Below are 25,237 nucleotides of genomic sequence, written 5' to 3'. Positions count from 1 at the left end.
CGCTCGCACTTATTTTGCCGCACGTGCCTTCGCGACCATTTCTTTCAGGCCATCATAGCCGATTGCGCCGACTTCCGACTGATCTCCGATCACCCAGGCGGGGGTGCCGGTAAAACGCATCTGCTGGGCAACGGCGATATTATTTTCGATTTCCTTCTTTGCTTCTGGCGAAGCGATAAAGGCGCGAGCTGCGTCCATGTCCAGGCCGATCTCGTTGGCCGCTGCCTGTATCGTCGAAGGTGTCGGGCGACCGGTGGCGAACATGGTCTTATGGAAGGCGTAATATTTTCCCTGTTTGGCGGCCGCCAGCGCCATTAACGCTGCGTCATTGCTGGCCTCGCTGAGGATCGGGAGTTCGCGGAAAACGACCTTCACATTCTTGTCTTCCGCGATCAGCCTGGCGAGATCGCGTTCGGTCTGCTTGCAATAAGGGCAGTTGAAGTCGGAATATTCCACGACAATGACATCGCCATCGGGATTGCCGGCAAAGGCATTTCCGGCGAAGGGTTTTTCAATCTGTGCGCGCACCGCATCGATGGCAGAGGACTTCTGGCGATTTTGCAATATTTCCACCGCTTCGGGAATGATCTCGGGATTTTTCAGGATATAGTCGCGTACAATCGCCTCGATGGCTTTTTGTTCCTGGGCATCGATGCCCGCAGCCAGCGCAGCTTCGCTGGCCGCTTCGGTTGAGGAGACGCTGCCCGCCTGCCAGAACCATATGCCCAATGCTGCCGCAAGGGCCAGTGTGCCGCCCGCCATAATCATCCACTTTCCGTTTTTATTATCGTCCACAATCAGGTTCTTTCGTTGCAGGAAGCCATTGGCCATGGCTGTATGGCTTGTCCAGCCCAAATGGCTTTTGCGGAGGAATCAGGCTCAGCGGCGCTTGTTACTTCGCTCGTATTCGGCCTTGGCTATGAAGGATATATCCTGTGCCCTTATCCAGTCAGGCGTATTTTCCGATATCCCGGCCATGGCGATCTGGGAGCTGCGAATGGCGGCGGCATAATTGCCCTGCAGCATCGAGCTTTCTGCGGTCGCCAGTTGCGCGCGCGGCATATCGCCTTGGCGCGAATAGACCACACCCAGCTGATACCAGGCAAAGGGGTTGCGATTATCCTTGTTAACCGCGGCTTTCAAAACCTGTGTGGCCTCGTCAAAATATTGTTCGTCTTCGGTGGCGATCAGGGCGTGGCCGAAAAGGCTGGCGATCAGCGGCTGGTTGTTGGTCAGTTGCACCGATTTGCGCAGTGATTTCAACGCTTCGTCGGGCTTGCCGGATTCGAGCAGGATCTGGCCTTGCAGCTCAAGAAAATAGGGATCATCTGGCGCGGAGCTGAGCAGATTGTTGACCTCATAGAGCGCCCGGTCCGGATAAGCGCTTTTGTGCCAGGCATAGGCACGAGCGTAGCGGGCAGGGACCGATTGATCGCTTTCGGGATATTCGCGCAGGGTCACCGTCGGGTCGGCGGTAAAGCCAAGGAGCTTGGCCTTTACCCGTTTGAATCGGGTCTCGATTTCCGGATCGGACGGTTTGTCCCAGGCGGGATCCTTTTGGTACACGTCTCTCAGCAGAGTGACCCGTTCCCCCGATAGAGGATGGGTGCGTCCGTAGCTGTCCTCCTGTGGAATGCCGAGGCGGAATTCATAATTCTGCAATTTCTTGAAAAAATCGATCGAACCTTTGCCGGATATGCCGGCTTGGGAAAGATAGCGCGCACCGGCGGAATCGGCAGAACGTTCCTGCACCCGGCTGAAGGCCAGAAATTTCCCCATGGCGGCTTGCTGGCCAGCGGCCAATATCCCCATTCCGGCGTCTCCGGCTCCGGCAGCAATGGCTGCAGCGCCGAGGACCAGGCTGAGTATGGTGATGCCGGTAGCCGTTTTGACGCCTTCGTTGAAACGGATGATATGCCCGCCGGTGATGTGACCCAGTTCGTGGGCCATAACGCCTTGCACTTCGTTGGCGCTGTCGGCTGTTTCGATCAGGCCGGAATAGATATAAATCCGCTGGCCGCCAGCAACGAAAGCGTTGACCTGATCGTCGTTGAGCAGGACCACCTCGACTTCGTCCGCGTCCAGTTCGGATACCGCCACCAGTGGTGAAACCATATCGGTGAACAGTGCTTCGGTTTCGGCATCACGCAATATCGACTGGGCCGCAACGGGTTGCACGATGATCGAAACCATCGCCAAAAAGGCCACCATCAATCGGGTTAATCCGCCGAAAACAGGCAGGCCGGAGCGGCGGAATGAAACAGCAAGCTTGTTGCGCATGAAAATCCTCAGCCTGAAAGTCCGGTAGGAGCTTTCTCTCCTGACATTACACGCCTGAACCGTAGATGAAAATAGCGCCGCTCCCACCGGATATCCAGGCGGGAACGGCGTTGTTTTCATTATCCGAACGTGCGTTGCCACCAGCCTTGCCGGGGCGCTCCATCGCTCGACGTGGTCGCGTCGCTGTCGGACGTCTTGGCCACGGCCTCATCTTTTGGCTTGGCAGCGGCTCTCGATTTGCGCGGTTTTGCAGGCGCTTTTTCTTTTGCCGCTGGCGTGGGCGCTTTATCAGCGGTGGCCTTGTCCGCGGCCTTGTCAGCAGGGGCGTTATCAGACGCCTCCGCACTATCGGCCTTTTTGGCGCGGCTTCTCGGCGCTCTTTTTACCGGCGGCTTTTCCTCGGAGGCCGCATCTGTGGCTTCAGCAGCAGGTGCAGCGGCCGTTGCCTTGGTTTTGCGCGGAGCGCGGCGGCGTTTCGGTTTTTCTTCAGCCGCTTCGCCTTGCGGTTCGGTGCTGGCCTCTGGCTGTTCAGCCGGGGTGTCGCTTTTGGCCGAACGGCGTCTGCTGCGTGGTTTGGCTTCGGCTTGCGGCTGTTCTTCGGCTTGCTCGCTCGCTTCGCCTTCGGCAGCGGCAACCGGTGCAGCATCCGCCTTGCGCGCGCTGCGGCGGCGGGTGCGTGGTTTCGGCGCTTCTTCCTTGTCACCGGCATCCGCATCATCGGACTGTGTGGCGGCCTGACTCTTGTTCTCGCCGTCATTACCCTGGTTGTTTTCGCCGCTATTGTCCGAAGCGCTAGCTTCCGGGCGGTCGCCGCCGCGGTTGCGTCTTCCGCGCCGCCGCCGTTTGCGCTTCGGCTTTTCGCCGCCGTCTTCCTGATTTCCACGGGCACCCGTTTCACCGCTATTCGCTTCGTCTGCCTGATTGTCATCATCGTCATCGTCAACAATGGGTTCGAATTTGGGCATGTTCTTCGGCGGGCTGCCGGAGGTCTGGATTTCCATCCGCGCGCCTTCGGTTTCGCCGTCGGGCACGATCTCGATCGAGACGCCGTAGCGTTGCTCGATATCCTCGATTTCATGCCGCTTGCTGTTCAGCACGTAGATACAGGCTTCCTGGCTGGTGCGCAGGCTGATCATGCTGGCTTTGCCCTTGGCTGCTTCTTCCTCGAGCAGACGGAGCGCGGACAGGGCAGAGGAGGATGCCGTCCGTACCAGTCCGGTGCCTTCGCAATGCGGGCAGACCTTGGTCGAGGCTTCGAGCACGCCGGTGCGCAGGCGCTGGCGGCTCATTTCCATCAGGCCAAAGCTTGAAATCCGTCCAACCTGGATTCGTGCACGGTCGTTTTTCAGCGCATCGCGCATCGCCCGTTCGACCTTGCGGACATTGCTGCTGCGGTCCATGTCGATGAAATCGATGACCACGAGGCCGGCCATATCGCGCAAGCGCAACTGGCGTGCGATTTCGGCGGCTGCCTCCATATTGGTTTTGACCGCCGTTGCCTCGATCCCGTGTTCGCGGGTTGAGCGTCCCGAGTTGATGTCGATGGACACCAGGGCCTCGGTCGGGTTGATCACCAGATAGCCGCCGGATTTCAACTGTACTTCCGGCGAATACATGGCCGACAGCTGATCCTCGACGCCATAGCGCTGGAACAGGGAAACCGGATCGGCGTAGCTTTTCACCCGCTTGCTGTGGCTCGGCATCAGCAGTTTCATGAAATTCTTTGCCGCGGTATAGCCGCTTGCCCCTTCGACCAGCACTTCCTCGATCTCGCGATTGTAAATATCGCGGATCGCGCGTTTGATAAGATCGCTGTCGCTGTGGATCAGGCTCGGGGCCGTCGCGCTCAGCGTTTTTTCGCGGATTTCGTCCCAGAGACGCGCGAGATAATCAAAGTCTCGCTTGATTTCCGGCTTGGTACGGGAAAGGCCGGCGGTGCGGACAATGCAACCCATGCTGCTCGGCAAGTTCAGGTCGGAGATGATCGATTTCAGCCGCTTGCGGTCACCGGCATTGTTGATTTTCCTGCTGATCCCGCCGCCGTGGGAGGTGTTCGGCATGAGCACGCAATAGCGACCGGCCAGGCTGAGATAGGTGGTGAGGGCCGCGCCCTTGTTGCCGCGTTCTTCCTTGACGACCTGAACGAGGACAACCTGCCGCCGCTGGATAACGTCCTGAATCTTGTAGCGTTTGCGCAGGGCCATGCGCTTCTGACGGGCCTGATCGCTGGCTTTAGGCATGCTGCCCTTGCCGCGACCGCGTGTGTTGCGACCACCGCGTCCGCGACGCCCGCCGCTCTTGCCCTTGTTAGTGCTATTTTCGTCCGGCGAGTCGGTTTGGGATTCTTCATCCTCATCCTCATCCTCGTCATCATCTTCTTCGTCGTCGGCATTTTCTACCGGGATTTCGCCTTCGGTGACGTCAATCGTGTCGACGCTTTCATCCTGATCGACTTCGACCAGCGCGGTGTCGAGCTCTTCCGTGGCTTCGCTGCGCACCATGTCAGCGGGCGAGTCGTCCTCTTCTTCCTCCTGCGCGCGCAGAGCAGCTTCCTCGGCCGCGTGTTCCGCTTCCTCGGCGAGGAGCGCTTCGCGATCTTCTCTGGGAATCTGGTAATAGTCGGGGTGGATTTCGGAAAAGGCGAGAAATCCGTGGCGATTGCCGCCATAATCCACAAAAGCAGCCTGAAGCGACGGCTCGACCCGGGTTACTTTCGCTAGATATATATTGCCTTTAAGTTGTTTGTGCTCGGAAGATTCAAAATCGAACTCTTCAATTTTGTTCCCTTTTACGACCGCCACCCGGGTTTCTTCCTGGTGGCGCGCGTCGATTAGCATGCGCGTTGTCATTCAATAGTCTCCTGGCATGGCGCAGAGAGCCGAAGCCCGGCGGGGCCATGCGATATGATAGGGATAACGGGTGTTTGCGCGCGGTCCTTTGATGAGGGGCGGGCGGCGTTATCCGGTTGATTTGAAATATTTCAGATAAAATTGCGTCTGCAACAACTGCATGGCCTTGGCCCGTAGCCAAAGTCGTTCCGCCTGTGGAAGCACGTCCGATACGGAGAGCTTCAAAGCCGGAGATTTCATGCCTCATGTTGCGTCAACCTGGTAGATGCCGAATGATTTCCGGCATTTAGAAGGACCGTTTCAGGTTTGTTCCCGAATGATCCGAAACTCTTGGTAGCACCGCTCGCGCTGATCGGCAACACAAACTGTAACCAGTTTGAAACATACCCCTTAATGCCGCCGTGAGAGGGTTCATGCTTAATACGCTGTTAACTGCGTCATTTTACGGCGCCTTACGAAACCTTCCTTAATGGCTTCTTCACTTCATTTTTTAGCTGTGATTAGTCAGGAAGCCAGAATCGATGAAATTTGACTGGACCAAAAAGGCCCTTGCGGGGCATAAGCAGGCCATGGTGCTGGCATCCATCCTTATGTCCACATTGCTGATGACTCAACCGGCCCAGGCGGGTTCGGTGAGTCGGATCGAAGCGCGCGGCTCGCAAATAACCGTTTCTTTTGATGACCTTGTCGAAGGGGCCTCGACCTTCTCGTTGGTCGGGCCAGACCGTATTGCGATCGATATTCGCGGTGGCAAGGCCGGGCAGGGTGGTTATGCGTCCGGTATTGTTAAGTCTGTACGGCAGGGACAATATAATCTTAATACCGCCCGGATAGTTTTTGATCTGGACCGGCCAGCGGTGATCACCGATGGCGGTTTTTCGAAAGATGGCAAAAGCCTGAAGCTCAGCCTGCGGTCGGTTGGTCAGAATCAGATTGCCTTGGGTCGGAAGTCCTTTCTGCCGCCTGCGAATTTTCGGGCTGAGCCGCCCAGGCAAAGCTATAGTGTCAAAGTGCCGTTGGGAAAGCCGCGCGATACGGTTAGTCTACCGAAAATATACGGACCGAATGATCCGAGCAGGCCCCTTATCGTCATTGATGCCGGACATGGCGGACATGATCCCGGGGCGATCTCCCCCCACGGCGGCGCACGCGAGAAGAATGTGACGCTCGCCATCGCGCGGGCAATCCGCGACCGGCTGGTTGCCGGTGGCCGGGTTCGGGTTGCGCTGACCCGGGATAGCGACGAATTTCTGGTGCTCGAGGAACGCTATGGCATAGCGCGCCGGCTCGATGCTGACCTGTTCATGTCTATTCATGCAGATGCCGCCGGGAATGAGGACGCTTCGGGCGCAACGGTCTATACTTTGTCCGAAGTCGCCTCTGATCGCGAAGCGGCCAAGCTGGCAGCGCGAGAAAACCGCTCCAATATCATCAACGGCGTTAATCTCGGCGGCGCGACACAGGATGTGTCATCAATCCTGATCGATTTGACTCAGCGCGAAACCATGAACGTGTCCGCAGATTTTGCCAAATTGCTGCATCGTGAAAGCAGCCGGCAGATGACTTTCCGCAAAATCCCGCATCGTTTTGCCTCATTCGTTGTGCTCAAGTCACCGGATACGCCGTCTGTGTTGTTCGAGACGGGCTATCTTACCAACAAGGATGATGTTGCCTTTCTGAATTCACGTCAGGGCCGCAGCCAGATCGCAGCGGGTGTGGCAAGCGCAATAGAGGCACATTTCGCCCGAAAACTGGCGATGCGATAGAATATTTTTCAGCGGTAAAGATATCCCTTGCCGCCGCCTTGACGCGGTGCAAGATTTTAAAAGATATTCGCTGGAAAATGCACGCGAGGCGGTTTAGATAACGCGCCTATGGTAAAAGATGCGTCCGATACGGCTGGAGAAAGCCTCGCTTACAAGCTGGAACGAAGCACAGGCAGCTTTTTCGAGCGGATCGAAAATTTGTGGCAAAAGAAATGGTTCCGACTGCTCGTGGCCTTTCTCGCCTTGTGCGTTCTGGGCTGGCTGCTGATCTGGGTGATCTTTGCCCGTGATCTGCCCGATGCGAGGGCGCTGCAAACCTATGAGCCGCCCTTGCCAACGATGGTCCGCGCCTATGATGGCGAGCCTGTCCACAGCTATGCCCGCGAACGGCGGGTGCAGTTGGAATTCTCCGAATATCCAGCGCTTCTGGTCCGCGCCTATCTGGCCGCTGAGGACCGCACCTTTTTCGAACATGGCGGACTCGACTATCCGGGTATAGCGACAGCGATTCTGACCAATATCACCAATAGTGGTCGACCGGTTGGCGCCTCAACCATTACCCAGCAGGTTGCGAAAAACCTGCTGCTCAGCAGCGAAGTTTCCTATCGCCGAAAAGTGCGCGAAGCGATCCTTGCCTACCGGATCGAGGATGTGCTGACCAAGGAGGAGATTCTCGAGCTCTATCTCAACCAGATATTCCTTGGTCGCAATGCTTATGGTGTTCAGGCTGCAGCACAGGCCTATTTTGGCAAAGATGTCGATGCGCTCGCGCTGCATGAAATCGCCTATCTGGCGATCCTGCCCAAAGGGCCATCCAACTATCGCCCCGAAGCGCACGAACAACGCGCGATCAACCGGCGTAACTGGGTGTTGGGCGGGATGCGCGACAATGACTGGATCACCTCTGCGCAATATGAAGCCGCGATCGCACAGCCACTGGGTACCATTTCCCGTTCCGGGCCCCGTTTTGAACGGGTGGGCGGATATTTTATCGAGGAAGTACGGCGCCAGTTGATCGAGCAATTTGGCGATAGCGAGAAAGCCGGCCCTTACAGCGTCTATTCCGGAGGCCTGTGGGTGCGCACGTCGCTGAACCCAAAGCTGCAGGAATATACCAAAGATGCTCTGCGAAGCGGATTGTTGCGTTACAGCAGCGGCAAGGGTTGGAGCGGTCCGATCAACAAGATCGAGATCGACGAGAAATGGGCCCAGCGACTGAACTCGACTTTTATCAATACGGATTATGCCAACTGGCAGATCGCGGTTGCGATTCGGGTAACCGGAGGCGGTGCGGAGATCGGCTTCGGTGATGGCACCACGGGCCGGATAAATTCCGTACCCAGCGCTCTGAAGGTCGGCGATATTATCGCCGTCAGTCCTTTGGGCGGAAGTAGCTACAAGCTGGAAAATGTACCGGAAGTCTCCGGCGGAATGGTTGTGCAGAATCCGCGCAACGGCCGGATATGGGCGATGCAGGGCGGGTTTGACGACCGGATGAGTTCGTTCAATCGCGCCACGCAGGCCGAACGTCAGCCGGGCTCGACAATCAAGCCCTTCGTTTACGCGACCGCGCTGGACCAGGGCATGACTCCGGCGACGCTGATCGCCGACCAACCTTTCTGCGTCTATCAATCGGCGGCGCTGGGGCGTAAATGTTTCCGGAATTTTGGCGGTTCGCGCGGTGCGGGTGAACAGACATTGCGCTGGGGCGTCGAGCAATCCCGCAACCTGATGACGGTGCGTGCGGCCAATGATGCCGGTATGGAAAATGTCGTCAAGACGATCAAGACAATGGGCATCGGTGACTATAAGCCCTATCTGGCCTTCGCTCTGGGCGCCGGTGATACAACGGTAATGAAGCTGACCAATGCCTATTCCATGCTGGTCAATCATGGCCGTGAACTGAAGCCCACGGTGATCGACTTTGTCCAGGACCGTCACGGCAAGGTGATTTTTCGCGCCGACAAGCGGGTCTGTGAAAACTGCAATATGCGTGACTGGGACGGACAACCGATGCCGCGTCCGCGTCCCGTCGGAAAACAGCTGATGGACCCGATAACGGCCTATCAGATGGTCGACATCATGCAGGGTGTGATCACCCGCGGTACGGCGCAAAATCTGAAAAGTCTCGACCGGCCGCTCTTCGGCAAGACCGGAACCACCAGCGGTCCGACCAACGTCTGGTTTGTTGGCGGTTCACCCGACATGGTGGCCGGCGTCTATCTCGGTTATGACCAGCCGCGCAATATGGGCGGCTATGCCCAGGGCGGTACGCTGGCCGCACCGATTTTCCGCCGCTTTGCCGAGAAAGCGATGGCCGGGATGCCAAAAACGCCGTTCGTTGCGCCCAAGGGCGTGCGGATGGTGCGTGTTGATCGCAGGTCCGGCAAGCGCGTCTATGGCGGATGGCCGACTGATGATCCGAAATCTGCGGTTATATGGGACGTCTTCAAACCCGAAACCGAACCACGCCGTTCGATCCGCAAGGATGAACTTCTGGCTCGTCTGGAAGCCCGCAAGGCCCAGTTGATTGCTCAGCGCGCAGCGGAAAAGGCGCGGGCGGCAGAAGCCAATCGCAATCGCAGTCCGGCGCAGAATGACGATGAATTCCTGCAGGCCGAAGGTGGTATCTATTAGCGCTCACCGTTTCGCGCGCCGATGCTGACGGTATCGGACATCGCGTCCGTTCACGGGATTGAGACGGTCGGCACAGAGAGCGTCGCTGCGCTTGGCGATATCACGGCCGATGCCTTCCGCGATGATCCGTTCAACAACTGGCTGTTTGGCGGCTTTGACCCGATGCAGCGGACTTTTGCCAATCTGGCGCGGCATATCTACGCGCCCAATGGTTTTTGCCAGATACTCTCCGAGGAAGGTGTCATGCGTGCGGCTGCCATGTGGTTGCTTCCCGGGGACAATCCCGAAGCGTCACTGACCGGGATGTTGCAAACCTATTGGGGCCTGCTTGCCAGTGGCGGCCTTGGCGCGTTGCAGCGTGGCAAGGCGGCGGGCGACACCATGGCACAGCATCATCCGACGGAGCCGCATGCCTATCTCTTCACCGTTGGTGTCGCCAGCGCGGGACGGGGCAGGGGGCTGGGCCGGCGTCTGATTGCACCGGTTCTGGACGCCTGCGACCGCAGCGGTACGATGGCCTATCTCGAGAACAGCAATCCGGCGAACCGGCGATTTTATGCCAGTCTGGGTTTTGAACGGGTCGAACTGTTGCACGCGCGGCCCGACAGTCCGCCGCTTGAGGCGATGAAGCGGCTGCCTCGCTGACCCCGTCATATTGCGCAAAGCCATCACGCCGGCTCACTGCAATAATTGTGAAATATTTCTGTAATTCAATGGTCATTGAGCATCCGTAGATCGCGGTCAGGAAAGGTTGCGCACATATATTCATGGCGGGATCAACCCTGGACAAAGGAATGTGAGATGAAAAATAAGATTGCACTTATCGCACTGGCTTCGCTGTCATTGGCCGGCTGCGAAAACCAGGCCGGCGGCGCGGGCGGCGGCGGCAGCAGGGACCAGATCCGGATCGTCGGCTCCTCGACCGTCTTTCCCTTCGCCAAGGCCGTTTCGGAAAATTTTGTCAATTCGACCAGCTTCAAGGCTCCGGTTCTTGAATCAACCGGTACCGGTGCGGGCATGAGCCTGTTCTGTTCCGGCGTCGGCGCGGACACGCCCGATATTGAAAATGCATCGCGCCGGATGAAAGCATCCGAATTTGACCTGTGCCAGACCAATGGCGTCACCGACATTGTCGAAATCAACATCGGCATCGACGGTCTCGCGGTCGCGCAGTCCAAGGAAGGTGTCGGTTTTGAACTGACCCCCGAACAGATTTACCGGGCGATTGCGGCAAAGCCTTTTGGCAAGGAAAATACCAACAAGAACTGGTCCGACATCGATCCATCTCTGCCGTCCATGCCGATCAGCGTCTACGGCCCGCCGTCAACATCGGGCACCCGTGATGCGCTGACCGAGCTGATCATGGAAGTCGGTTGCAAGACCGATCCCGCGACCAAGGCGCTCAAGGACAGCAACAAGGATGAATATGAGGCGATCTGCCACGACATCCGCACCGACGGACCCTATCTCGATGCCGGCGAGAATGACAATCTGATCGTCCAGAAACTGAAGTCCAACCCCAAGGCGGTCGGTATCTTCGGTTACAGCTTTCTGGAAGAGAATCTGGACACGGTGAAGGGCATCGCCATTTCCGGTGTTGTGCCCGCTTATGACGTGATCGCATCCGGCGAATATCCCGGCGCCCGTCCGCTGTATATCTATGTGAAAAAACAGCATGTCGGTGTGATTCCCGGTATCGAGGAATTTATTACCGAGTTCGTCAAGGCGGGCACGAGAGACGGTTATCTGGTCAAGACCGGCCTGATCGCGTCCCCCGACGAAACCCGCGCCGCGATGATGGACGTGACCAAGAATCTGCCGGTCCTCAAGAAGGACGTGCTGCAATAGGCGGATCGCAAGCAACTGACACAAGAGTGGATCGCCGCACGAACTAGATAGATGGTGGCGATTTTCGAGGGGGCTGTTGGCAACAACGGCCCCCATTTTTGTGCGGGATGGCGGTGGGCGGCGAAGCTCTGCCTTGTCCGGGCGATGCGGGAGAGGCTGACGGGACCATCGTTCCGTCACCACAAGGGCATATGGAACGGGCGGCATAACAAAAGGGCGACGATGTCCGCGGGAAGGCTCGCGGACATCTTCCCCCTTTTGTGATCGGATCCTTCTGCTATCGAAGACCGCCAGCCGCAGCGGTGCTGCAAGTGGCGGCGGGGATCAGAAACTGATCTGGAAACGGCCGGCGAGGCTGTCGACGCTATAGTCGTTGCCGCTTGCCGCCGCGATCGCAGCGTCGCTATAGTCGAGCCTGGCGTAAGACAGCATGAACCGGACATAATCGACCGGGGTCCAGATCAGCGAGGCCTGATAGGCGTCCTGGGTGCCGCCGACAAAACCGCTGTCGGTCAGGTCGAGACGATCATAGCGGGCATTGATCTGCCAGGCACCGATGCCGCCCTTGCCGATGGGATTGGAAACCTTGACTCCCTTGAACACGCCTTCCTTGTAGCCGCGCGTGTCATCGGTCAGGAAAAGACCCGCTTCGACCGAGCCACCGAAAAAGGTCGGATCGGCGAAATTGGCGTTGCGGTTCAGCGTCAGCCAGTGGGTCTCTGCCGCCGCGTGGAAGCGCCCGCTGATCACCGCCGCTTCCAGCCCGATGCTGGTTTCCGATTCTGCATTATCGATATTGCCGGTGTTGAGAAAGCGCGTGTCGGTAAAATGCACCGCCGGTCGCTGACGATAGCGCTGGGCGGTGATCGCATCGCCGAGATCGCGATAATGATAGGAGGCTCCGAAATGCGCCTGGGTACCACCAAATTTTGGCATCGCCACGGCGCGCAGGTCGAAACCGATACTGTCGTTCACGTCATCGCCAAGATCGGTGATATTGTCGGTGAACACCCCGCCCTGGAGCAGCAGGATGCCCGCACCATATTGCGCCGAAAGTCCGACCCGCCGTTCAAAGCCAAAGGCATCGGTATAGCCGGCCCGCTCGATAAAGCTGGTGTCATTGCTGCTCGACAGCTCTTCCAGGCCCTGGAACGTGTTGTGCTGTCCCGCGGTAATCGTCAGCCCGCCATCTTCATAGGTTAGAAAGGCATCGGTCATCTCGACGGTGCCGCCAGAGAAATCCGCTTCCAGCTTGTAGCCGAAACCGCCCGGGATCGAACCAGAAGCACCAAGCCGGATGCGCCGCGCTTCATTGGCAAAGCCAAGGCCTGCATCATTGATTGAATCCGGTGCGCTCACGGTTCCAAAGTCATAGAGCATCCGGCCGCGCGGCTTGAAGCTCCAGCCCCCCGAACCATCAGCGGCGTCGCCCTTGATCTCCGGCGCGCCCTTGAAGGCGATCTTGACTGGTGCTGGCTGTTCGACCTTCGCTTCGGTCGCCGCCAGTTTCGCGTTGGTCTCTGCAATCGCGCTGGTTGTCGCCTGCGCGGAAGCCTGCTGCGTCTGCTGCAAATTGCCAAGCTGTGATTTGAGGTCGGCGATTTCCTGTTCAAGCTGGTTCATCTTCGCCAGCAAGGCGGTCGCCTGCGCTTCGGATAGAGGTGCCGCCATGGCGCTGGCCGGGGCAAGCGCGATCATCGCGCTGCCGGTCATCAGGCCGAGGGTCTTGAGCATCTGCTTCGTCATAAGATCGCCTATCTGTTGCGTTCCGTTCCAATCGAAGAGCGATCTATGACGGTAGCGTTTCTCTTTCATGGCAAATTTATTGCATGTTTGTGACAGGGGGAAGGGAGCTGTCAACGCTGCGTTCGCGACGGTCAGTGCCGTGGCGCGGCCCTGCCTCAATCAACCGCGGGCAGTCTGCGCTTGCCCTTGGTCCGGCTGGTCAGATGATAGTGTCGGCAGCGGTCACAGCGATAGGGACGGAGGGTGATGGTTGCGCTCTGTGCCGCGGCTATCGCGTCGGCTTCGCTGGCAAAGCGCATTTTCTTGCGGCAGATGGCGAGGCGGGTGCGCATGGGGTGGGCTTTCCGGTGGATTGTATACGAGGGATATGCCGAATGCTGGCGATCGGGTAAAGTGGAGAGGCTCTATGGGCTATTTTATTCACTATTTGTTCTTGCTAGCTGGGACAATGTTGGTCATATTGCCAAAAAATGTCCCAGAGGAAATATATGAGCAACGAATCAGCCTTCTCCCGGCTTCGCCAAAAGGCACAGGTCAGTGTCGATGAAGTTTCTGCACAGCTTGGATATTCCCCGAGCACAATCTACCGTTGGGAGCGAGGAGAGATCGAACCCAAGGCTGCTGTATTCAGTGCTTTAGAAACGATTATTAGTCTTGCTCCAGTGAAAGAGGTTAAGTCAGGGGACATTACGTTTAATTTCATCGACCTCTTTGCCGGTATCGGTGGATTGAGGATTGGCTTTCAAGGAATCGGTGGGCACTGCGTTTTTACTTCTGAATGGGATAAGTATGCTAAAGAAACTTATGCTGTGAACTTCCGCGATAACCATGAGATTGCAGGAGACATTAGGGAATTTTCGGAAAATCCTGAAAAAATCCCGTCTCATGATGTTCTGCTTGCAGGCTTTCCCTGCCAGCCCTTTTCAATAGCGGGTGTTTCGAAGAAAAACTCATTGGGCCGGCCACATGGTTTTCTTTGCGATACCCAAGGAACACTCTTTTTTGACACTGCACAAATTATTGCCCATCATAAGCCCGCAGCGTTTGTGCTTGAAAATGTCAAAAACTTGAAAAGTCATGATAGAGGTAGGACATTCAAAACAATAATGAATGTTCTAGAAAACGAATTGGGCTATAAGGTTCAAACACGTGTTATCAGTGCTGAACATTGGGTCCCGCAGAAACGGGAGCGGATTTTTATTGTTGGATTTCGGGATCCGACGGAGTTCGATTTGAACGCTCTGGATTTACCTGAAAGTCAGTTCAATCCTAAATTGGGGAGCATTCTTGATCCACATCAGATAGTTGACCCGAAATACACGCTCACTCCAAAGCTATGGGAATATTTGCAGGGATATAAAGCCAAGCATGCCGCTAAAGGTAATGGGTTCGGTTTTAGCTTGTTTGGTCCCGAGGACGTCGCACGGACGTTGTCTGCGCGTTACTATAAAGATGGTTCTGAAATTCTGATTGAGCAGCCTGGACCGAGGCCACGGCGTCTCACCCCCAAGGAATGCGCCCGTCTTATGGGGTTTCAACGGGGATCGCGGGATTGGAAAATTCCGGTTTCGGACACGCAAGCATATCGTCAGTTTGGGAATGCGGTTGTTGTTCCTGTTGTTGAATTTTTAGCAAACGCTATGAAGCCTCATATTGCATCTGCATTGCGGGTCTCACGGGCTACTAGCGTGACTGCACCGACATCCGTGAATGGATTTGAGGAGAACCTGAGGTCCGCAAATGGCTGACGTCGTCACTGCACAAACTCGCAGTCGGATGATGTCGGGAATTAGATCAAATAATACCCAGCCTGAACTTTTGTTGCGGACAGGACTGCACAAAATGGGTTTCCGTTATAGGCTACACGACAAGTCCTTACCAGGTACGCCCGACATCGTTTTCCCGCGTTATAAAGGCGTCATTTTTGCCCACGGATGTTTTTGGCATCGCCACAATTGTCATCTTTTTAGGATGCCATCAACCCGAACTGATTTCTGGGAAAAGAAATTTGATCGCAATGGAGAAGTGGACAAGAGAACCATTGTATCCCTTTTAGATGCGGACTGGCGTGTTTGTATTGTTTGGGAATGCGCGTTGAAGGGAAAAACGCGCCTGCCATATGACGGCCTGATTTCGATGTGTGCCAATTGGCTGCACTCTCATGAACGATTAATGGTGATCGAAGGAAGTTGAATGAAGAGAGGATATCTTTCTGAGCATTTCTTGGGAATCGCTTTAAAACGACTTAGCCAAGTTGAGACTATGCCGCAGACTTCAAATCAGCATGAGTTCAACGGTTCGGCGGAGCTTCGGCGATTATTAGGTGACGCCGATCGGAAAAATATTCCCACGAGATTTATTTGGATTAACGGGGAGCAGGAAGCAATTCCAGTGGATGGTACAGTCAGTTGGTACGATGCCCGTCGCAATCATCCGACCCGCACAGAGTACCGTCTCTATTATGCTAGCAATGATGTCACCGACTTAATGCAGCCAGATGACACATTCTTTCTTGCGATCCGGAGCAGCGGTGATGCAATGGTGATTATTACTCCGAGCGGAAGTACGATGTACAATCAGCTATTATGGCTTTTTGGTTTGGATGATCAGCAATCGTTGCAATTTTCCTATCAGCCGGTTGAGGGTGATCATGATGCGCAGCTTGATTTCGCCGCTCGCTACATTCTTGAGGCACTAGAAATCGATCCAGAAGAGCCGGAAGGGGATATGTTGGATCGATTAATAGAACCTTTTGGGCTCGAATTTCCAACTACTAAAGTAATCTCCGAGCTTGCGAGATCATCTCTGCCAGAGATCAGTGCAAAGGATTCTCCCGATATCGCAGTGCTTGAATGGATTGATCGCGAAATTCAACTTTTCAGCAGGCTAGAACGGCATATCGTTGGCGATCGGATCAAAAGTGGCTTTACTGATCATGGTGGAGCAGATGTAGAAGGATTTATAAAATTTTCGCTTACCGTTCAAAACCGTCGAAAATCTAGAGCTGGTCATGCATTAGAAAACCATCTTGATGCGGCGTTCAAGGAGTTTGGTCTCAAATACCAACGAGGTGCGTTAACGGAAAATAGGAACCGTCCTGATTTTCTGTTCCCTGGGCAGGTGGAATACCATGACCCCGAATTTCCATCATCACAACTTTTAATGCTTGGCGCAAAATCGACTCTGAAAGATAGGTGGCGACAAGTACTGTCCGAAGCGGAGAGGATTGACCAAAAACACCTTTTGACCTTGGAGCCAGGCATTTCAGAGAACCAGACCGATGAGATGCAAGCGAAGTCTTTGCGGTTGGTGGTGCCGAAGAAGCTTCACGCAACCTATAAGCAAAGTCAGCAGGAATGGTTGATGGATCTTTCAGAGTTTATAGCTGAAGTCCAAAAGCGGGCTCTCATCTAGGGTTGTTCGTCGCGACGAGGGTCGCAGTATACGCTGATTGGGACCGACCATCCTCCCCGCCACACAGCGGTGGGGAGGGGGACCATGCGCAGGATGGTGGAGGGGGTGGTCGGGCTTGGCGGTCGCTTCAACGGTTCACGCAACCTATCGGAGGGTGCTTCCCGCCGCACCGGCCCCTCCGTCGCGCCTTTGGCGCGCCACCTCCCCATTGCTGCGCGACGGGGAGGATCGTGGAGGCCTTCAACAGCCTTTCCTACACATGCCTCCCTATGCCATATTCAAAATGGCTCTTTGAAAATTGAATCCTGCTCCAACATTGCGGCGGAAGGGGAAACGGCACGTCCCGGGCTGTTATCGGTTTGCCCTTTCTCTCCTTGTTCACCTGCGCAGCGCCGAAGCTGAACGAATCGGTGGATGTCAGCTCTGGAAGCCTGTGGAAATCCCGCCCGAAAAACCCCGGAAGTTTTCAAATTCATAACAGTGTAAAACTTGTAAAGTTCGATTGGCGGTGCGGGATGGAATCGCCGTGAAAATGTCGGGCGCGGGGCGGACGTTTCCTGCTGACAAGGGCTTGCACCCCTGCTAACGGCTGGCCATGACCGAACAATCTTATTCTCAGGCCCATATCCGCAATTTTTCCATCATCGCCCATATCGATCATGGCAAATCGACTCTCGCCGACCGGCTGATCCAGCATACCGGCGGGCTGACCGAGCGCGAGATGAGCGAGCAGGTGCTCGACAATATGGATATCGAGCGCGAGCGCGGGATCACGATCAAGGCGCAGACGGTGCGCCTCAACTATACGGCGAAGGATGGCGAGACCTATGAGCTCAGCCTGATGGACACGCCGGGCCATGTCGACTTTGCCTATGAGGTCTCGCGGAGCCTGGCGGCCTGCGAGGGCGCTTTGCTGGTGGTCGACGCGGCGCAGGGCGTGGAAGCGCAGACTTTGGCCAATGTCTATCAGTCGATCGAACATGATCACGAGATTATTCCGGTGCTCAACAAGATCGATCTGCCCGCCGCCGAGCCGGAGCGGGTGCGCAACGAGATCGAGGAAATCATCGGGCTCGACGCCTCGGACGCGGTGATGGCGAGCGCCAAGTCGGGTATCGGTATCGAGGATATCTTGGAGCAGATCGTCACCAAGATCCCGCCACCGGGCGGTGACCGCGACAAGCCGCTGAAGGCGATGCTGGTCGACAGCTGGTACGATCCCTATCTCGGCGTGGTCATCCTGGTGCGGGTGATCGACGGGGTGCTGACCAAGGGTCAGCGAATCAAGTTCATGGCCCAGGGCACCGAGCATCTGGTCGACCGGGTCGGCTGCATGCGGCCGAAGATCGAGCAGCTGCCCGAACTGGCGGCGGGCGAGATCGGTTTCATTACGGCGCAGATCAAGGAGGTCAGCCAGACCGCGGTCGGCGACACGATCACCACGGTGAAGAATCCGGCGACCGAGGCTTTGCCGGGCTTCAAGGAAGTGCAGTCGGTGGTGTTCTGCGGATTGTTCCCGGTCGACGCGGCGGATTTCGAGAAGCTGCGCGAGAGCATCGGCAAGCTGCGGCTCAACGACGCGAGCTTCACCTTCGAGATGGAGACCAGCGCGGCATTGGGGCAGGGCTTCCGCTGCGGTTTTCTGGGGCTGCTGCATCTGGAGATCGTCCAGGAGCGGCTGACCCGCGAATATGATCTCGACCTGATCACCACCGCGCCGTCGGTGGTCTACCGGATCGAGATGAACGACGGCAGCGAGCAGTTCCTGCACAACCCGGCGGATATGCCGGACGTGGTGAAGATCCGCGAGATCGAGGAGCCGTGGATCGAGGCGACCATCTATTGCCCCGACGAATATCTCGGCGGCATATTGAAACTCTGCCAGGACCGGCGCGGGGTGCAGAAGAACCTGACCTATGTCGGTGACCGGGCGCAAGTGGTCTACGAACTGCCGCTCAACGAGGTGGTGTTCGACTTTTACGACCGGCTGAAGAGCATTTCGCGCGGCTATGCCAGCTTCGACTATCACCAGATCGGCCTGCGCACCGGCCAGCTGGTCAAGATGAACATCATGGTCAACGGCGATCCGGTCGACGCGCTGAGCATGATCGTCCACCGCGACGCCGCCGAAGCGCGCGGCCGGCACATGTGCGAGCGGCTCAAGGACCTGATCCCGCGGCATCTGTTCAAGATCCCGGTGCAGGCGGCAATCGGCGGCAAGGTGATTGCCCGCGAGACGATCTCGGCGATGCGCAAGGACGTCACCGCCAAATGCTATGGTGGCGACATCAGCCGCAAGAAGAAGCTGCTCGACAAGCAGAAGAAGGGCAAGGCGAAGATGCGCGAATATGGCAATGTCAGCATCCCGCAGGAGGCCTTTATCGCCGCGCTCAAAATGGGGGACGAGGGCTAGCCGTTACGCCGGTCAGCGCTGCCGATTATGAACCGCTGTCCCGCTGATAGGGGCAGGGCTTGATCTTGTCCGGTTCGATCGCCGGCCCCCTGGCGCGGAAGCGCGCGAAATAGCCGCCCAGCTCGGGTCGTTCCATGAAGCCGACCAGCTCGTAGCCGACCGCCTCGAACTCGCAGAACAGCTGCTTCGGCGGGATACCATGCTGGGCCACATCGCGGTTGACGTCGACCACGATCACCTCGCCGGCGCCGTGCGCCTTGCTCTTCTGAAGCAGGGCAGGACGCAGGCGCGAGAGAAAGGCGTAGGGCTCGCGGACCTCGTGATACATGTGGACCAGAAAAATCCGGTCAAAACTATTCTCCGGCAGCCGCGGATCGTCCGGCGCGCCGAGCTTGATCGAGACATTGTCGAGGCTCTCCCGGCTGACCCGCTCGCCCAGCCGCGAAATCGCTTCCTCGTCGATATCCTGCGCCAGCACCCGCCCCGCCGCGCCGACCTTCTCGGCCAGCCGCACGGTATAATAGCCTTCGCCCGCCCCGATATCGGCGACCGTCATGCCTTGCTCGAGCCCCGCCGCCGTCATGATCTCCTCCGCCTCGCCCCGCTTGTCGCGCGCGGTCTCGGTCGACCACTGATTGCCGGCCAGCTCCGACACCGGCCGCGAAGCCGGCGGATAAGCGCGCGCGGTTTCGACGCGGCTGGCGTCCGGGTCCTCGATCTTCTTGCAGGCTGTCAACTGCGTGGCGAGCAGCGCCAGCGCGCCCAGCGACGCAACAAGAGGACCGGACGGCAAGGACAATATTTTCACGGCACTGGCTTTCATGGAAAAGAGACTAGGCGAGGGCGCAGGTCTGTTCAATCCCTGTTTGGCGACCCGAGCGGCCGGGCGGGGCACGGGCATTGGTCCGGCCCGAACTTTACAAGTTTTACACTGTTATAGAAGAAAAAATTTTGTGTCCGCTGGTGTTCGGGAAGTGCTTGGGGAATAGCAGCTTTGTGCACAAAGCGAGCGGCCTTCCGAGCGGTTCTGCAAGCGGCGTTGGGGGGGGTGGTTCGGTTGGGGGAAGAAATGTTCATCATTTTACCTTGGTTAGAGGCCGGAGGGTAAAGATTTGGGGGCGTGTAGGAAAAGGGGGTGAAATTTGTAGTATTTGGCCCCGCGGATGGAGAATAAGTAGGAGGTTCGTTCTCGTTGACGCAGCACCGAATACACAGTAATCATTCAATATCATAAACCTACATTTTCTGGGATATATTACCTACCATCATGAGCAAAAAACGTTTTTTTTCAAAGCAAGTCTTCGACAAACCAATCGCCGAGAATGGTAGCTTTCGGTGCGTTGCATCGTTAGGGAGCATAGTTCCGGGCTGGGTGCTTATCATACCAAAAAAGCCCGTACTCAATCTCTCGATGCTAGATTTAACTGAGCGTCGTGAATTGCATAGATTCTCCGTAGAAATAGCCAAAGAAATTGAGATTGAATATGGCTTTTCAACGATGTTTGAGCACGGGCCTTCATCTGTTGGATCGGTAGCTGGGTGCGGTGTTGATCAAGCGCATCTACACATAGTGCCTCTTTCATCGAATGAACTAAAATCCGCACCTTCGATGAATTCTAACTCATGGGAAAAATTAGAGGGTAGTTGGGCCGATTTGAACGTCACTTTCGGCCGCGAATATTTGTGGTTCTCTGACGCTCAATCATCGTGGATAACCTATCCTAAAAGTATGACCTCTCAGTTTTTCCGTAAGTGCGTCGCTGAAATTGTCGGTATTCCTGACGAATGGGATTATAATCTCAATCCATTCCACGGCAACATTACGGAAACTCAAAAAATTGTCGGAGCCCGCTTAAGAGAACGTGAACTTGTCGTCTAATAACTCAAATAACCAACAGAATACCTCCGATGCTGTGTCTCATTCAAATGATAATAGGGCGTTAGGAAACTACCGCAGTAGATATACACTTTCTGCGTGGGTCCAAATTTTAGCAGAATTGCTAATGTTAATATTTTACATGGTTGCGGGCATTGTCGGAATAGCCTGTGCGATTCAAACAGCTGCTATGAATCCGGAGCAAACAGCAGATTTGACAGGGGGTGTTGCACTCGTTGAGACATTAAAGCCATGGTCAGGAATGTTTTTTGCCGCAATGGCCGGCGGTTCAGCATTTGCGTTGAAGTGGCTATATCATTCTGTTGCTAAATTTGAATGGAATAGGGACCGGGTTTTGTGGAGATTTATAGTTCCGCTAAATAGCGCTGTACTTGCGACGTGTGCGGGATTTGGCATATCGGCCGGTATAATGCCGTTCTTAGATCAAAACTCGTTTGGAAATATATACACAGCACTTTTCTTCGGTTTCTTCATCGGACACTTTTCTGACAACGTTCTTGCCGGATTGCAGAAACTGGCAAAGAAATGGTTTGGTACAGTTGACGGATGATAAACTTTCCGACTTGAGTTTTGACGTGTGCTATTCAGAGCACGCGGGAAAACTGAAAACTGAACCGGATATTGAACGGTTTGGGCAGAAAGCGGTCGGCTTGCATTCATTCCCAGTGAGTTGGACTCCACCATTTCTATCGATCAGCACGAGCTTGCATAAAAAGTGGATCGCAGCCAACTCCAACGAACGACTTCTTCTTACCGATCTAGTTATCGAATGCATAAATAATTGGCGATCGAATAAAGGAGTAATGAACTTTGGACATCGAGGCAACGGTGTTTGGCTGCGATCAAGCGCAGCAAGCGAAACGATCCAGAAGCGGGGACAGCTAGAAAGTTTGTTATGCCAACAGCTTGGAAAAGAAAAGGTACATAAATATCTAGATTCGCTGTTTTCAAACCCAACTAGTTCAGGGCTGGTAGGAGTAGTCGTACAAACAGCAATCAATAAAGAAAGTCTCTATCACTTCTCAAATGAGCGCCGGTTTTCGCCAACCAAAAACCAATGGGAGATTTCGAACGATAACGACCTCGATCCATACATTACCTCGGGTGGATGCAATTCTAAACAGGGAACTGCTTTAACCGAAACTCACCCTCTTATAATTCGTCCTAATGAAAAATCCGGCAGCGTTAGAGCGTTGATGCGAGGTATAGGCCGTTGGGCAAACTCGAAGTACCATGGTAGAATCCATTTTGAAATTTTGCGCACAGATGCCCAATTGTTTTTGGTCCAAATTGATCACGAAATTGAAATCGATGGTGTTGATCCGAAAAATGTCAAACGTGAATTTACGAAAGGGAACGCTTCTGAAGTAGAAGCTTTTACATGTTATAAAATTGGAGAAAAAAGCCGATTCCGTAAGCTCGCAAACATTGATGATTTCGCTGTTCCCGGATACGATCCTCCACATCAACTTTTTTGGTGTCAGCTTGATTTGCTTCATGATCTTGTTAAAAATCATCAAGCAAAACTGTATCGAGAAATAGATAAATTGACCGGTGGAAAATTGGTCTTGCGAGAGGACATTGATAAATCGCGTGTCCGCGCGGACAGTTTTAATTTGGCGAGAACGGATACGGTTACCGCGGCGCAAGCAATTCACCATATTCAAGCACGAATTAAATACTGGCTAGGGAAGGGAGAAGACTTAGCCAACATTTGTATCATTATGCACGGCTTCATTCCAGCCCAATCAAGCGCTTGGGCGATGTACGACAGAAAGGAAAATCGAGTAAGAATTCATGCTCTTTGGGGTTTGCCTGATGGGCTGCAATTTCTGACACCCGACGAATATGAATTTGACATCGGGATCGCGAGTTGGTCAGAGCGCACAAATTTTAAAGAGTTCTTTCTTCAGGAGCAAATGGATGGATCTTGGAAGATAGTGCCTGTGTTGATAGCCCGCGCACGAGGCAAGGTTCTCAGCAAAAGCCAAGCTGTTCAAATAGCTAATCTAACAATCAAAATTGGAAAGAAATTGGACGCTGATGTCCATATTATGTTCTTTTGCGGAATTCCGAAAGAAATGGAGATGGGAGAAGTCCTACCTTGGTTCCGCGCTAGGGAAACTGCAGTTTACGAAGAAAAACGGGAAAGGCGACTTCGTAAAGTTTCCATCAAAAATATATCTGACCTTGATGCTCTAGAGTTACCACAAGATATTGCGCTGTCGCTAGAACCCGAAATTGAGAACTATAGAAACAACGAGTTTATCAAATTCGTGGCAAGATTTGCTGTAGAAAATGACTTGCCAGTTGAAATCCAAGGGTCGCCTTTAGCTCACGCCTATTATATGTTGAAGGACGCCGGTTGCACGGTTTTCCTGGCACATGCTCGAAAAAATCAACGAGTTCGAAATAAGCAGAAATTTGGCAAGCTTGTAAGAGATAAAATCGTCGATAAGATTGAACAGTCTGGTGAAGGCTCATTATCTTTTAAATTATCGAAAGCTGAAAAGGCTGCAGCCTTTTTTGGGAAAGTTGTTGAAGAATCGATTGAAGTAATAAACGCGCCGTCAGGCGAGGAGCAGATTAATGAACTCGCTGATCTCTATGAGACGGTAATAGGGTGGATCGAGAGCTATGGGTTAGAACTGAACGAAGTTACGACCATTGCAGCTGAAAAGCGGAAAAAGGCGGGAGGATTCAATTCAGGCGAAGTTCTGGTTGGAACTGGTATTAAGCTTGGTGGCATCAGCGGCGGCAAGCATACCAGATATAGCCTAAATGATGTAACTCATCCTACTTTGGGGCCGGCTAGATTGAGGATATCTGCCGCTCGACTAGGGTTAATAGCGAGCGGTAACGATGAAAGTGTGCTTCTCAATAACGGACTTAATATTACTATTTCAATTGATGATGAAGCGCACTTGCAACTCGATTTTTCGGAACGGGAAACCGATGAAAATCAACTGAAATTCGACATCTGAACCCTTATCTGTCTGTGAATTGGCAAGCTAGGGGAAAAAGCTCCCGAATTCACATCCTCGACATTGACCGCTTCGCCCGTCACCTTCCGCGCGAGCGTCGCCGAGATATATTCGTCGAGTCTGCCGTGGAGCATGTCGCCGAGGGATGTTGAGACCGAACAGGAGATCAGGTTCGATGGCGCAGAAATCGTACTCGCCCTAAACGACGAGGGTGAGCAAGTACGCCTCTTCAGAATGGCCGCTTCTTAGTTTCATTCCGTTTCCAAATTTGGAAACCCCATCTCCTCCCGCACTTCTTTCCCCAAATCCACCCCATCTTCGCCCGGCGTCCCCCCGCTCACCTCGTCATAGACCAGCAGCTCCATCGGGCTGGCCCCTGCGGGATCGAAGCGCCGGGACGGCTTTCCGGTGGCCGCGTCCTTGGCGATATAGATGGCGATCATCCGCTGGCGCAGTTGCTCGATCTTGGCGTGGAGCTGTGCCTGCTGGGCTTCCTGTTCCTGCTGGTGCTTTTCTTTGGCCTCGAGATATTCCTTCATGGCGGCCTCGGACTCTTGCTTGCGCTCGGCTTCCCATTCGGCGCGCCACTGTTTCTTGAGGCTCTTCATCCGCTGGGCGGACAGGGCAGGGGCATTGTCGGGGCCGAGGCTGAACTGGTCCGGCTTGTGGTGGCTCAGCAGCCACATCATCAGCCGGTAATTGAACCGCCGGAACTCGCCGACCTGCTCGCCGCCAAACATCACCGGTTCGGGCGCGCCGTTGACCGCGTGGTCGACCAGCACATCGTGGATTTGGCCGGTGGCCTTCTTTATCGCATCGTCCCATGCCGCGCGGAATTCTTCGGCACCCTCGCGATGGCGCAGTTGATATATCCGGCCAGCGGCCATGCCGACACTGCGCGCCGCGTTGGGGACGCTGCCGCACTGGGCCAGCGCATCGATAAAGGCGCGCTGCCGCTCCGGGGTCCAGCCGTCGTGACGGTAATATTTTAGCGGCACGGGGGTGAAGTCCGGTGTGTCGGGTGGTTCGTCGGGATTGTCGGTCATGTCACGCCACGCCGGTTTTGTTTGTTGCTCATGCTTCCGGGCGCAAAACCGCTGCGCACTTTTGCTGAAGCATGAGGGTGGCGGTAATATTTGAGCGGCACTGGGGTGAAGTCCGGAGGGGGCGGTGGTTGGTCGGGATGGTCCGTCATGCGGCGATAATATGTCAGCGCGGGGTGTGTAGGACAGGGCTTTTTTATCGGGCGGGGCGGGATTGTTTGAGTCTGGTTTTCGGTCGCGCGCGGTCCTTCGACAGGCTCAGGACGAACGGAGCGGGGTGGGCTTGTCTTTCTCGTTGGCTTGGGAGCGGGCTGGGAGGCCTTGGGAAAGGAAAAGGGTCTGGTTGTTTAAACCGTTCGT

18 protein-coding genes are annotated in these 25,237 nt (G+C 55.2%); 11 read left to right on the top strand and 7 right to left on the bottom strand.

Annotated elements, in window-relative coordinates; genetic code table 11:
• Positions 1 to 9: 9 nt before the first annotated feature.
• From ACN0VD_RS01785 to ACN0VD_RS01775, 3 genes are all read right to left on the bottom strand, one after another.
• Positions 10 to 795 (bottom strand): DsbA family protein, encoded by a 786-nt coding sequence (locus tag ACN0VD_RS01785; protein ID WP_417590962.1) that lies wholly within the window; start codon positions 793 to 795, stop codon positions 10 to 12.
• Between the two features lie 84 nt (positions 796 to 879).
• Positions 880 to 2,280, bottom strand: coding sequence for a M48 family metalloprotease (locus tag ACN0VD_RS01780; RefSeq protein WP_417590960.1), 1,401 nt, complete (start codon positions 2,278 to 2,280; stop codon positions 880 to 882).
• Positions 2,281 to 2,399: 119 nt separating this feature from the next.
• Positions 2,400 to 5,129 (bottom strand): Rne/Rng family ribonuclease, encoded by a 2,730-nt coding sequence (locus tag ACN0VD_RS01775; protein WP_417590958.1) that lies wholly within the window; start codon positions 5,127 to 5,129, stop codon positions 2,400 to 2,402.
• 521 nt (positions 5,130 to 5,650) lie between these two features.
• Between ACN0VD_RS01775 and ACN0VD_RS01770 the strand changes: the two genes are divergently transcribed.
• From ACN0VD_RS01770 to ACN0VD_RS01755, 4 genes are all read left to right on the top strand, one after another.
• Entirely contained in the window at positions 5,651 to 6,895 is a 1,245-nt protein-coding gene (locus tag ACN0VD_RS01770) for an N-acetylmuramoyl-L-alanine amidase (RefSeq protein ID WP_417590956.1), read from the top strand.
• Between the two features lie 108 nt (positions 6,896 to 7,003).
• A complete protein-coding gene (locus ACN0VD_RS01765) occupies positions 7,004 to 9,532 on the top strand; it encodes a penicillin-binding protein 1A (RefSeq protein WP_417590954.1) in 2,529 nt (842 codons plus the stop codon).
• A gap of 21 nt (positions 9,533 to 9,553) precedes the next feature.
• Entirely contained in the window at positions 9,554 to 10,177 is a 624-nt protein-coding gene (locus ACN0VD_RS01760; RefSeq protein WP_417590952.1) for a GNAT family N-acetyltransferase, read from the top strand.
• A 156-nt stretch (positions 10,178 to 10,333) separates the two neighbouring features.
• Positions 10,334 to 11,380, top strand: coding sequence for a substrate-binding domain-containing protein (locus tag ACN0VD_RS01755; RefSeq protein ID WP_417590950.1), 1,047 nt, complete (start codon positions 10,334 to 10,336; stop codon positions 11,378 to 11,380).
• Positions 11,381 to 11,704: 324 nt separating this feature from the next.
• Here ACN0VD_RS01755 and ACN0VD_RS01750 read toward each other — a convergent pair whose 3' ends face one another.
• Complete coding sequence (locus ACN0VD_RS01750; protein ID WP_417590948.1) at positions 11,705 to 13,126, bottom strand: OprO/OprP family phosphate-selective porin; 1,422 nt, start codon at positions 13,124 to 13,126, stop codon at positions 11,705 to 11,707.
• Positions 13,127 to 13,281: 155 nt separating this feature from the next.
• Entirely contained in the window at positions 13,282 to 13,458 is a 177-nt protein-coding gene (locus ACN0VD_RS01745) for a hypothetical protein (protein ID WP_417590946.1), read from the bottom strand.
• A 156-nt stretch (positions 13,459 to 13,614) separates the two neighbouring features.
• On the opposite strand from ACN0VD_RS01745, the gene dcm reads away from it, so the two are divergent.
• The 4 genes from dcm (at position 13,615) to lepA (ending at position 18,953) form a co-directional block, all read left to right on the top strand.
• Positions 13,615 to 14,874 (top strand): DNA (cytosine-5-)-methyltransferase, encoded by a 1,260-nt coding sequence (dcm, locus tag ACN0VD_RS01740; protein ID WP_417590944.1) that lies wholly within the window; start codon positions 13,615 to 13,617, stop codon positions 14,872 to 14,874.
• Positions 14,867 to 15,319 carry a very short patch repair endonuclease gene (locus ACN0VD_RS01735; protein WP_417590942.1) on the top strand — a complete coding sequence of 151 codons (453 nt, stop codon included), beginning with the start codon at positions 14,867 to 14,869 and terminating at the stop codon, positions 15,317 to 15,319. Before dcm ends, ACN0VD_RS01735 begins: the two co-directional genes overlap by 8 nt.
• Positions 15,320 to 16,540 carry a type II restriction endonuclease gene (locus ACN0VD_RS01730; protein WP_417590940.1) on the top strand — a complete coding sequence of 407 codons (1,221 nt, stop codon included), beginning with the start codon at positions 15,320 to 15,322 and terminating at the stop codon, positions 16,538 to 16,540.
• A gap of 595 nt (positions 16,541 to 17,135) precedes the next feature.
• The gene (gene lepA / locus ACN0VD_RS01725; protein ID WP_417590938.1) at positions 17,136 to 18,953 is read left to right on the top strand and encodes a translation elongation factor 4; all 1,818 of its coding nucleotides are present in this window, start codon (positions 17,136 to 17,138) and stop codon (positions 18,951 to 18,953) included.
• A gap of 25 nt (positions 18,954 to 18,978) precedes the next feature.
• Here the strand turns inward: lepA and ACN0VD_RS01720 are convergent, their stop codons facing one another.
• The gene (locus ACN0VD_RS01720; RefSeq protein WP_417590936.1) at positions 18,979 to 19,776 is read right to left on the bottom strand and encodes a class I SAM-dependent methyltransferase; all 798 of its coding nucleotides are present in this window, start codon (positions 19,774 to 19,776) and stop codon (positions 18,979 to 18,981) included.
• 444 nt (positions 19,777 to 20,220) lie between these two features.
• Between ACN0VD_RS01720 and ACN0VD_RS01715 the strand changes: the two genes are divergently transcribed.
• The 3 genes from ACN0VD_RS01715 (at position 20,221) to ACN0VD_RS01705 (ending at position 23,834) form a co-directional block, all read left to right on the top strand.
• Entirely contained in the window at positions 20,221 to 20,832 is a 612-nt protein-coding gene (locus ACN0VD_RS01715) for an HIT family protein (RefSeq protein WP_417590934.1), read from the top strand.
• Between the two features lie 124 nt (positions 20,833 to 20,956).
• Positions 20,957 to 21,400: a hypothetical protein gene (locus ACN0VD_RS01710; protein ID WP_417590932.1), complete on the top strand. Its 444-nt coding sequence runs from the start codon at positions 20,957 to 20,959 to the stop codon at positions 21,398 to 21,400.
• Positions 21,381 to 23,834 (top strand): hypothetical protein, encoded by a 2,454-nt coding sequence (locus tag ACN0VD_RS01705; RefSeq protein WP_417590930.1) that lies wholly within the window; start codon positions 21,381 to 21,383, stop codon positions 23,832 to 23,834. Before ACN0VD_RS01710 ends, ACN0VD_RS01705 begins: the two co-directional genes overlap by 20 nt.
• Positions 23,835 to 24,085: 251 nt before the next feature.
• On the opposite strand, the gene ACN0VD_RS01700 is transcribed toward ACN0VD_RS01705, so the two are convergent.
• On the bottom strand, positions 24,086 to 24,880 hold the full coding sequence (locus tag ACN0VD_RS01700; protein ID WP_417590928.1) for a hypothetical protein: 795 nt from the start codon (positions 24,878 to 24,880) through the stop codon (positions 24,086 to 24,088).
• Positions 24,881 to 25,237: the final 357 nt, after the last annotated feature.

It is taken from the genome of Parasphingorhabdus sp. (assembly GCF_048267785.1).
Lineage (GTDB): Bacteria > Pseudomonadota > Alphaproteobacteria > Sphingomonadales > Sphingomonadaceae > Parasphingorhabdus.
This window is presented reverse-complemented; position numbering and strand designations above follow the sequence as displayed.

Excerpts from the sequence above, each read along its gene's own strand:
- ACN0VD_RS01780 (WP_417590960.1), bottom strand. The coding sequence starts at position 2,280 with ATGCGCAACAAGCTTGCTGTTTCATTCCGCCGCTCCGGCCTGCCTGTT.
- ACN0VD_RS01775 (WP_417590958.1), bottom strand. The coding sequence starts at position 5,129 with ATGACAACGCGCATGCTAATCGACGCGCGCCACCAGGAAGAAACCCGG.
- ACN0VD_RS01770 (WP_417590956.1), top strand. The coding sequence starts at position 5,651 with ATGAAATTTGACTGGACCAAAAAGGCCCTTGCGGGGCATAAGCAGGCC.
- ACN0VD_RS01765 (WP_417590954.1), top strand. The coding sequence starts at position 7,004 with ATGGTAAAAGATGCGTCCGATACGGCTGGAGAAAGCCTCGCTTACAAG.
- ACN0VD_RS01760 (WP_417590952.1), top strand. The coding sequence starts at position 9,554 with ATGCTGACGGTATCGGACATCGCGTCCGTTCACGGGATTGAGACGGTC.
- ACN0VD_RS01755 (WP_417590950.1), top strand. The coding sequence starts at position 10,334 with ATGAAAAATAAGATTGCACTTATCGCACTGGCTTCGCTGTCATTGGCC.
- ACN0VD_RS01750 (WP_417590948.1), bottom strand. The coding sequence starts at position 13,126 with ATGACGAAGCAGATGCTCAAGACCCTCGGCCTGATGACCGGCAGCGCG.
- ACN0VD_RS01745 (WP_417590946.1), bottom strand. The coding sequence starts at position 13,458 with ATGCGCACCCGCCTCGCCATCTGCCGCAAGAAAATGCGCTTTGCCAGC.
- dcm (WP_417590944.1), top strand. The coding sequence starts at position 13,615 with ATGAGCAACGAATCAGCCTTCTCCCGGCTTCGCCAAAAGGCACAGGTC.
- ACN0VD_RS01735 (WP_417590942.1), top strand. The coding sequence starts at position 14,867 with ATGGCTGACGTCGTCACTGCACAAACTCGCAGTCGGATGATGTCGGGA.
- ACN0VD_RS01730 (WP_417590940.1), top strand. The coding sequence starts at position 15,320 with ATGAAGAGAGGATATCTTTCTGAGCATTTCTTGGGAATCGCTTTAAAA.
- lepA (WP_417590938.1), top strand. The coding sequence starts at position 17,136 with ATGACCGAACAATCTTATTCTCAGGCCCATATCCGCAATTTTTCCATC.
- ACN0VD_RS01720 (WP_417590936.1), bottom strand. The coding sequence starts at position 19,776 with ATGAAAGCCAGTGCCGTGAAAATATTGTCCTTGCCGTCCGGTCCTCTT.
- ACN0VD_RS01715 (WP_417590934.1), top strand. The coding sequence starts at position 20,221 with ATGAGCAAAAAACGTTTTTTTTCAAAGCAAGTCTTCGACAAACCAATC.
- ACN0VD_RS01710 (WP_417590932.1), top strand. The coding sequence starts at position 20,957 with ATGTTAATATTTTACATGGTTGCGGGCATTGTCGGAATAGCCTGTGCG.
- ACN0VD_RS01700 (WP_417590928.1), bottom strand. The coding sequence starts at position 24,880 with ATGACCGACAATCCCGACGAACCACCCGACACACCGGACTTCACCCCC.